Origin of the sequence: Craurococcus roseus (genome assembly GCF_039523795.1) — a bacterium.
In the GTDB taxonomy this organism is placed as follows: Bacteria; Pseudomonadota; Alphaproteobacteria; order Acetobacterales; family Acetobacteraceae; genus Craurococcus; species Craurococcus roseus.
Genome location: NZ_BAAAFZ010000038.1, coordinates 506 through 9,839, shown reverse-complemented (window position 1 = coordinate 9,839; position 9,334 = coordinate 506). Strand labels below are relative to the sequence as shown.

Below are 9,334 nucleotides of genomic sequence, written 5' to 3'. Positions count from 1 at the left end.
AGGGCGGCGAGCGGGAGCACGGCGAAGCGCAGCGGCGCAAAGGCGTAGTAGAGGAAGGCTTCCAGCATCTGCAACCGGCCGAGCCTGCCGAAGTCCGGCCGCCGCAGCAGGTGGCGGTATTGCAGGTTGCCCGCGGCCCAGCGCCGGTCACGGCCGAACAGCGCCAGCAGGTCGGGCGGGTGGCGCTCGAAGGAGCCCGCGTCCTCCGGCAGCACCCGCACCGCCCAGCCCGCGGCGTGCAGCATCGCCGATTCCGCGTAATCGTGGCTGAGGATGGACTCGCCGCCCGGCAGCAGCGGCAGCCGCGCGTCCCGGCGGAAGGCTGCGATGCGGAGGAGGGCGTTGTGGCCCCACCAGAGCTGCTCCGGCCCCTGCCACCAGGCTTGGCCCGCGGTCCAGGCCCGCGCGCCGTGCCGGAGGCCGAAGTCGTAGAGCCGGGCGAAGCGGGTTTCCGCCCCGCGCCCGGCGATCCCCGATTGCAGGACCGCCATTCCCGGGTCGGCCTGCATCACCCGCACCAGCCGCGCGACCGCCTCGGCCGACATGGCGCTGTCCGCGTCCAGCACCAGCGCGTGGTCGAAGCCGGCCGCGTGGTTGTCGAGGAAGTCCATCAGGTTGCCGGCCTTGAAGCCGGCGTTCTCCGCCCGCCGCCGGTACAGCACCACGCCTTCGGGGAAGCGCGCGGCCAGCGCGGCAACGGCGGCCGCCTCCGCATCGGCCGCCTCGCCCGCCGGGGTGTCGGACAGGATGCCGAGGGCGAAGCGGTCGCTGTGCGCCGTCCGCAGTTCTTGCAGCAGCCGGGCGAAGGGCGGCAGGACCGCGCCCATGTCCTCGAGCCGCACGCAAACGGCGAGCAGCGTGCGGTCGCGCAGCGGCCCGCCGCCCGCCCGGCGCAACGCCGGCAGCACGAACGCCGCTGGATCGGGAACGAGCAGGCGGATGGCGAGGCCGGCGAGCGCCGTCGCCGCGGAAAGGCCGAGCCAGGGCGCGTTCGCCGCCAGGCAGAGCAGGATCAGCGCTTCCCACACCGTCCAGCCGCCCGCCGCCAGCACCTCCCAGCCCAGCGCGAGCAGCCCGAGCGCGACGGCGGCGGCGAGCGAGGCCACGACGGCCCGGCGCGGCCCCAGCCCCTCCGTCGGGGGCGCCATCGGCGGTCGGCTCAAGGCCGGACGCGCCAGGACGCGGCGCGGCGGCGCCGGGCGGCGGCGGCGGAGTTGGGCGCCGCAGCCCCGGTTCGCGGTTCCGGGCGGCGGCGCGGCCCCTTCGCCCCCGGCGCGCGGGCGTTGCTATCGGGCGCACAAACCAGAACGAGCACGGCGTTTCCCCAAGCGGTTGTGGAGGCCCCCTTACCGCTCCTGGGCCGGGGCACCCAGACCGCTTCGGCGCCCGGCCCCTTTCGGTGGCGGGGCTCGCCGCTCGACGGTCGCTGGCCCGAAGGGCGCGGCTGGACCAAAGCCGGACGGATGGCGGCCGAACCCGCGACCCGCCCCGGCCGTTTCCTTGTCGGCATCAACGGCCGCATCCTTGCACGGTCCATGACCGCGCTGCCGGATGCGGAGGAACGCGGGTCCCGACCCGGCCGTCCGTGCCGGTGGGCGCGGCCCGGGCACGGGAAGGGAGGAAGCATGCGCGTGCTCGGCATCGGCGCGAGGGTGGACCTGGGCAGCCTTTACCTCGGCCTGATGCGGGAAGGGCACGAGGTCCGCGTCCACGCCTCCGGCCCTGCCTCCGCCGGCGCCTTCGGCGGCCTCGTCGAAACCGTCGCCGACTGGCGCGCGGAGCTGGGCTGGGTCGGTAAGGGCGGGGTGGTCCTGTTCGAGAGGGTGGGCCAGGGCGCGTTGCAGGACGAGTTGCGCGCCGCGGGGTACCGGGTCGTCGGCGGCAGTTCGCTCGGGGACCGGCTGGAGTACGACCGCGCCTTCGGGCAGCGCGTCCTGCGCGACGCCGGGCTGCGGACCGCCAGGAGCGTCGCCTTCCCCGGCCCGGCGGACGCGGCCGCGTGGCTGGCCCGCAACCCCGGCCGCTTCGTGCTCAAGCACGACAACAACGCGCGCGCCACCGTCGTCGGCGAGCACCCGGCGGGCGACGACCTGCGCTGGGTGCTGGGGCGCACGCCGCCGGGCCGCGTGCTGCTCATGGAGCGGCTGGAGGGCGTGGAGGTGGGCGTCGGCGCCTACTTCGACGGACGGCGCTTCCTGCGCCCGGCCTGCATCGACTTCGAGCACAAGCGCTTCTTCCCCGGCGAGATGGGCGAGATGACGACCGAGATGGGGACGCTCGCCGGGTTCGAGGGCGCGGAGCGGCTGTTCGGGGCCACCCTGGACCGGGTGGCGCCCTCCCTGGCCCGCGCGGGGCACGTGGGCTACGTCAACCTGAACATGATCGTCGACGAGCGCGGCCCCTGGCCGCTGGAGTTCACCTGCCGCTTCGGCGACCCCGGCTTCGCCGTGCTGGCGCCCTTGCAGCGGGACGGCTGGGGCGACCTGCTCGGGCGGATGCTGGACGGCGGCGGGCACGAAGGGTTCGCCGTTCTGCCCGGCTGGTCCGTGGGCATCGTGCTCACCGTCCCGCCCTTCCCGAAGGAGGACGCGGCCAGCCCGCCCGAGGACGACCTGCCCTTGTTCTTCCGCGAGCCGCCCGGGGCCGAGGAGATGGCCCGGCACCACCACCCTTGCGACGTGCGGCTGGAAGGCGGACGGCTGCTGGCGCGGCGGCGCACGGGGCGCGCCATGGTCGTGACCGGCACGGGCGCCACGGTGCAGGAGGCGCAGGCCGGGGCGCGGGCGCGGGCGCGCAACGTCATCGCCCCGGACCTCCGCTGGCGCGCCGACATCGGCGACCGCTTCCTGCTGCGGGACGGGGCGCGGCTGGAGGAGTTGGGGTGGCTGCCGGCGCCTCCCCGCCCGGCCGCCGCGGCGGCCGGTCCGGGGCTCCGTGCCGTTTGAGCCGGCCACCCCTCCCCACGGCGTCCTCCCCCCGGCGGAGGACGCCGTGGGGTCGTGCCTGGCCGGGCGGATCTCGGCCGAGGTGGCGCTGGCCCGCTTGCTGCTGGGCGGCAAAACGGCGGCAGGCATCCGCGCCGAGTTGGACGCGCGCCGGCCCGAGCCGCCGGGCCCGCGCTGGGGCGCGATGCGCCGGCTGCTCGACGGGCACGACGCGGCGCTGGACCGGCTCGCCGCCGAGATCGCGGAAACGGGCGGCGACCACTCCGCGCTGGGCGGGCCCGGAGCGGGGGGCGTCGCCCGCATCGCCGCCTTCTTCGACCGCGCGGTGTCCCATTCGCCCGAGGCCGCGGTCGCCCTCTACTCGCTCGGCGACCCGGGGATACTCGCCGCCGCCACGGCGGAGGCGGTGCGCTGGCTGGAGGGCGCGGACCTGCTCCGGCCCGGCGCGGACGTGCTGGACCTCGGCTGCGGCTTCGGCCGCGTGGCGGCGGCGCTGTCGCCGCGCTGCCGGTCGGTGCTCGGCCTGGACGTGTCCGCCGGCATGGTGGCGGAGGCCCGGCGGCGCCACGCGGGCCTGCCCAACGCGCGGTTCGAAACCACGCCGGGCCTGGACCTTTCGGCGTTGCCCGCGGGGGTGTTCGACCTGGTGCTGGCCGTGGACTCCTTCCCCTACCTCGTGCAGGCCGGGGTGGCGGACGCGCACGTGGCGGGGGCGGCCCGCGCGCTGCGGGCGGGCGGCGCGCTCGCCGCGCTCAACCTGTCCTACCGCGGCGACCCGGACCGGGACCGCGCCGACGCCGCGCGTTGGGCGGAGGCGCACGGCATGGCGCTGGAGGTGGCCGGCGCGACCCCGTTCGCGCTGTGGGACGGCGCCGTCTTCGCGTTCCGGCGCGCGCCGTGACGGCGCGTTCGGCCCCGGGGCCGGCCTGCGAGCGGCAGCGGCGGGGCGGGCCGTGACGGTGCGCCGCGGCCGGAACCCGAAGCCGGCCAGCGGCCGCTCGAAAGGGTGCTTGGCCGCGGTCGGACGCCGCCTTTCCTGCTCCGGGATGCCGGGCACGACGCGCCGCGCCGGTCCACCGCGCGCCGTCGGCGCGGATGGGCGCCCCGTCCGTGCGCCCGGCGTCCCCGGCTCCGGGCGACGACGCCGCGGAGGCGTCGTCCCGCCGGCTCGGCCGCGCCCGATCGTTCCGGCCGGAGGCCGCCAAGTCGGCAATGCCGTCGGAAGCGCTGGTGCTGCTGGACAGGATTGAACTGTCGACCTCTCCCTTACCAAGGGAGTGCTCTACCACTGAGCTACAGCAGCGCCGGGCCGCGGGGCGAGGCGCCTTCCTAATGCTTGGCCCGGGGCGCCGCAAGCCTTTACCTGGAGCGCGTCCGCGACGCGCCGCCCTCCGCGCCGCGCCTGCAATGTTGTCGGGTGATTACGATGCGTTCGTTCGATTGACCGCGTCGTCGCGCACCGCGTAGTGAGCACGAAGGCGGCGGGTTGATTGCGGGTCGGTTCGGGCCGCAGCCGCTCCGTCCTACGAGGGGGCAGGCGAAAACCCGTGCACGTCATCCTGGACGTTTCGCGCCTCCTGTTCAGCGTCCGCCGCGCCGCGCCTTCGGGCATAGACCGTGTCGAGATGGCCTACGCGAAGCGGTGGGCCGCCCAACCGCCCAAGGCTTGCACCTTCGCGGCGCAGATCCCCGCCGGGGGCTTCGCGGCGGTGCCGCGCCCCGCCTTGGCGGCGCTGCTGGACGCGATCGAGGCGGCTTGGGACGGCGCCGCCGGCGCGCGGCGCCACGCTTGGCGCGCCGCGCTGCCGATCCTGGCCGGCCTGGGCGTCGGCGCCGGCAAGCGGGCGCTGCGCGACGCCCTCGCCGCGCCGCGCGGAGCGGCCGGCGGCCCGAGCGTGTTCCTCCTCGTCTCGCACCGCGCGCTGGACCGGGCCGCGGCCATCGCGCCGCTCCGCCGCGCCGGCGCCGCCTTCGTCCCCTTCGTCCACGACCTGATACCGCTGAGCCACCCGGAGTACGCCCGGCCGCCGCAGGTGAAGCGCCACGCCGCGCGCGTGGCGACCGTCGCCGCGATGGCGGACGGCGTGGTGGTGAACTCCGCCGCGACGGCCGACAGCTTGCGCGGGGAGCTCGCGTCGCGCGGCCTGCCCGCGCCAACCGTCACCGTGGCGCCGCTCGGCATAGGCACCCGCCGCGCGGCCGTTCCGCTTCCGCCGACGCCGGACGGCGCGCCTTACTTCGTCTGCCTCGGCACCATCGAGCCGCGGAAGAACCACCTGCTGCTGCTGCACCTTTGGCGCGACTTCGCGGCGCGCCTGGGCGGCCGGGCGCCGCGCCTGCTGCTGCTCGGCCGGCGCGGCTGGGAGAACGAGAACATCCTGGACCTGTTGGACCGCTGCTCCGCCCTGCGCGGGCTGGTGCGGGAATGCGGCACGCCGGGCGACGCGGAGGTCGCGTCCCTGCTTTCGGGCAGCCGGGCGCTGCTGTTCCCCTCCTTCGCGGAGGGCTACGGCCTGCCGTTGGCGGAGGCGCTGGCGCTCGGCGTGCCCGCGCTCTGCTCCGACCTGCCGGCGCTGCGGGAGGTGGGCGGCGCGGTGCCAGACTACCTCGACCCGCTGGACGGCGCCGCGTGGCGGCGCGCCGTGCTGGACTACGCCGAACCCGGCTCCGCCGCGCGCGCCGCGCAGCTTTCGCGCCTCCAGGGCTGGCGCGCGCCGGGCTGGGACGCGCATTTCGACGCCGTGGACGCGCTGCTGGAGCGGGTGGTGCGCGGCCCAAGCGCGAGGGGCGCCGCCGCGCCGACGCGGGCGGCCGCGCTGGAAGGCGTTCCGGCATGAGGCGCCGCGCCGGGCGCGGCCGCCTCCCCTCCCCCATGCCCGTCGCCATCGTCGGCGCCGCCTGCCGCCTGCCCGGGGCGCCGGACCTCGACGCCTATTGGCGCCTGCTGGCCGAGGGGCGGGACGCGGTGACGACCCTGCCGGGCGACCGCTTCACGCAGGCCGCCTTCCTGCACCCGCGCCGCGGCGAGCCCGGCCGCGCGGCCGGCTTCCCCGCCGGCGTCCTGGGCGACGTTTCCGGCTTCGACCCCGGCGCCTTCGGCATCTCGCCGCGCGAGGCCGCGGAGATGGACCCGCAGCAGCGCCTGTTGCTGGAGGTCGCGGCCGAGGCGCTGGACGACGCGGGCCTGCCGCCGTCGCGCCTCGCCGGCACCGGCGCGGGCGTGTTCGTCGGCGCGTCGCTCACCGACTACGCCGACCTGCGGCAAGGCGACCCGGCCTCGGGCGACCGGTACTTCATGACCGGCAGCGCGCTGTCCATCCTCGCCAACCGCGTCGGCAACGCCTTCGACCTGCGCGGGCCGGCGCAGGTGGTGGACACCGCCTGCTCCTCGTCGCTGGTGGCGCTGCACCTGGCGGCGGAGGCGCTGCGCGCGGGGCGGATGCCGGCGGCGCTGGTGGGCGGCGTGAACCTGCTGCTCTCGCCGTACCCGTTCCTCGGCTTCTCCCGCGCCGGGATGCTCTCGCCCACCGGCCGCTGCCGCGCCTTCGACGCTTCGGCCGACGGGTACGTGCGCGCGGAAGGCGCGGGCGTGGTGGTGCTGAAGCCGCTCGCGGACGCGCTGCGCGACGGCGACCCGGTGCGGGCCGTGCTGCTCGCCACGGGCACCAACGCCGCCGGGCGCACGGTGGGGCTGTCGCTGCCCAACGGCGCGGCGCAGGCGGCGCTGCTGCGGCAGGCGATGGACGAGGCCGGCGTGGCGCCGGAGCGCGTCGGCTACTTCGAGGCGCACGGCACCGGCACCGCCGCGGGCGACCCGATCGAGGCGGCGGCGCTCGGCGAGGCCATCGGCCGGCACCGGAAGGCGCCGCTGCCGGTCGGCTCCGCCAAGACCAACATCGGCCACCTGGAGCCGGCTTCCGGCATGGCCGGGCTGTTGAAGGCGCTGCTGGTGCTGGAGCACGGGCGCATCCCGCCCTCCTTGCACTTCGACGCGCCCAACCCGGCGATCGACTTCGCCGCGCTAGGCTTGCGGGTGCCGACCGCTCCGCAGCCCTTGCCGCGCCGCGCCCGCGCCGTGGTGGGCGTCAACAGCTTCGGCTTCGGCGGCACCAACGCCACGGCGCTGCTCGCCGCCGCGCCGGCGCCGCGGGCCGCCCCGGCCGGGGAAGCCGCGAACGCGGCGCTGCCGCCGCTGCTGCTCTCGGCGTACTCCGTCCCGGCGCTCGACGCGCTGGCGGAGCGCTGGCAGTCCGCGCTCGCCGCCGTGCGGGCCCCCGCGCTGCCGGCCTTGCTGCGTGGCGCCGCCGGGCAGCGCGACCTCCTGCCGCACCGGCTCGCGGCGCGCGGGGAAAGCGGCCCCGAACTGCTGGGCGCGCTCGCGGCCTGGCGCGCGGGCGCGGCGAACGCCGCGGCTTCGTCGAGCGAGGCCGCGCCGCCGGGCGGGCGGCGCGTGGCCTTCGTGTTCAGCGGCAACGGCGCGCAATGGGCCGGCATGGGCCGCGACGCGATGGCGGGGAGCGCCGCTTTCCGCGCCGGCGTGCTCGAAGCCGACGCGGCGCTCGCCCCGCGGCTCGGTTGGTCGGTCGCGGAGGCGCTGGCGGCGGGCGTGCCGGACGCGGCGCTGGCCGCGACCGACCGCGCGCAGCCGCTGCTCTTCGCGGTCCAGCACGGGATCGTCCGCGCGCTGGCGGCGGAGGGCATCCGCCCCGACCTGTGCCTCGGCCATTCGGTGGGCGAGGTGGCGGCCGCCGCCGCGTCCGGCCTGCTCGGCCTGGCCGACGCGGCGCGGCTGGTCCACGCGCGCAGCCGGCACCAGCAGCGCACGCGCGGCGCCGGGCGCATGGCGGCGTTGGGCGCTTCCGCCGACGAGGCGCTGCCGGTGCTCGCCGCGTGCGGGGCGGAGGCGGGGCGCGGGCTGGAGGTCGCGGCCGTCAACGCGCCCGCTTCGATCACCGTCGCCGGGCCGGCGCCGCTGCTGCGCCGGCTGGGCGAGGCCGCGGCGTCGCGGCGCTGGGCCTTCCTGGAACTCGACCTGGATTACGCGTTCCACTCCGCCGCCATGGACCCGGTGCGCGACGGGCTGCTGGGGGAGTTGGACGGGCTCGCCGCGGGGGCCGCGCCGCGCGTGCCGCTGGTGTCCAGCGTGACAGGCGGGCCGCTGGGGGAGTGCGGGCCGGCCTACTGGTGGCGCAACCTGCGCGAGCCGGTGGCCTTCCTCCCAGCCGTGCGCCGCGCCGCCGCGATGGCCGGCGGGCCGGCGCTGTTCATCGAGATCGGCCCGAACCCCGTGCTGCTCGGCTACCTGCGCGAGTGCCTGCGGGGCGACTCCGCGGACTCGGCCGTGCTGCCGACGCTGAACCGCCGCGACGAGGCGGCGGCGGGCGCCGACCCGTTCCCGGCGATCGCCGACCGCGCCTTCGCCGCGCGCGCCGACCCGCGCGGCGCGCCCGCCTTCGCCGGGCCGGCGGCGCGGCGCGGCCTGCCTGCGACGCCGTTCCACCGGCGGCGCATCTGGCACACGCCCAGCGCCGAAGCGCGCCGGCTGACGGACCCCGTTCCCGAACACCGCCTGCTCGGCTTCCGCGAGGGCAACGAGCCGGGCCGTTGGACGCGCCTGCTCGACACCGCGCTGGAGCCCTGGCTCGCGGACCACCGCTTCCTGGGCCGGCCGGTGCTGCCGGCCGCGGCGATGCTGGAGATGGCGCTCGCCGCCGGGAACGCGCGCCACCCGGAGGCGCCGGCGCTGGAGGCGCGCGACTTCGCCATCCTCCACGCCCTGCCGCTGGACGCCGAGCAGCGCCCGCGCGAGCTGCGCGCGGACCTGGACGAGCACGGCGCCTTCTCCCTGCGCAGCCGCGCGCGGCTTTCGGACGAGCCCTGGACCCTGCACGCGACGGGCCGCGTTTCGCCGCTGCCGCGCTTGCCGGACGGGGCGGCGCCGGCGTTGGCGAACGGCGGCGCCGTCCCGGCGGGCGCGCTGCTCGCCGCCGCCGCGGCGGCAGGGCTCGACTACGGCCCCGCCTTCCAAGCCGTCACCGCGCTGGAAGCGGACCCGGCGGCGGGCGTCGCCGAAGCCGAACTGCGCCGGCCGCCGGCGGCCCCGGCCGACTCCGAATTCCTGCTCCACCCCGCGCGTCTGGACGGCGCGTTGCAGGCATTGATCGGCTTTCGGCCGGACGGTGCGGCGGCTGCGGCGGACGACCCGGCCGGCTTGGTCCCGGTGCGGTTCGCCCGCTTGGTCTGGCGGCGCGGGGGCGGCCCCGCCGCGGGGGCGCGCGTCCGCTTGTCGGCGCGCGGCGAGCGCGGCGCCGCGGCCGACCTTGCGCTGCGCGACGCTTCGGGCGGCGCGGTGGCGGTGGTGGAAGGCGTGTGGCTCCAGCGCGTGCGGC

5 protein-coding genes and 1 tRNA gene are annotated in these 9,334 nt (G+C 77.8%); 4 read left to right on the top strand and 2 right to left on the bottom strand.

The window, feature by feature from the left end; translation table 11 throughout:
* A partial coding sequence (locus tag ABD067_RS13430) for a glycosyltransferase family 2 protein (RefSeq protein WP_343895817.1) occupies window positions 1-1,148 on the bottom strand: 1,148 nt, incomplete at its 3' end.
* 477 nt (window positions 1,149-1,625) lie between these two features.
* Between ABD067_RS13430 and ABD067_RS13425 the strand changes: the two genes are divergently transcribed.
* Both ABD067_RS13425 and ABD067_RS13420 read left to right on the top strand, forming a co-directional pair.
* Window positions 1,626-2,945, top strand: coding sequence for a hypothetical protein (locus tag ABD067_RS13425; RefSeq protein ID WP_343895816.1), 1,320 nt, complete (start codon window positions 1,626-1,628; stop codon window positions 2,943-2,945).
* Between the two features lie 46 nt (window positions 2,946-2,991).
* Window positions 2,992-3,846 (top strand): class I SAM-dependent methyltransferase, encoded by an 855-nt coding sequence (locus ABD067_RS13420; RefSeq protein ID WP_343895815.1) that lies wholly within the window; start codon window positions 2,992-2,994, stop codon window positions 3,844-3,846.
* Between the two features lie 327 nt (window positions 3,847-4,173).
* Here ABD067_RS13420 and ABD067_RS13415 read toward each other — a convergent pair.
* A tRNA-Thr gene (locus ABD067_RS13415) sits at window positions 4,174-4,248 on the bottom strand.
* A gap of 244 nt (window positions 4,249-4,492) precedes the next feature.
* Here ABD067_RS13415 and ABD067_RS13410 point away from each other — a divergent pair.
* Window positions 4,493-5,782, top strand: a complete 1,290-nt coding sequence (locus ABD067_RS13410) for a glycosyltransferase family 4 protein (protein WP_343895814.1) — start codon at window positions 4,493-4,495, stop codon at window positions 5,780-5,782.
* Window positions 5,779-9,334 (top strand): type I polyketide synthase (locus ABD067_RS13405; protein WP_343895813.1); only part of this gene is annotated, 3,556 nt, incomplete at its 3' end. The genes ABD067_RS13410 and ABD067_RS13405, both read left to right, overlap by 4 nt.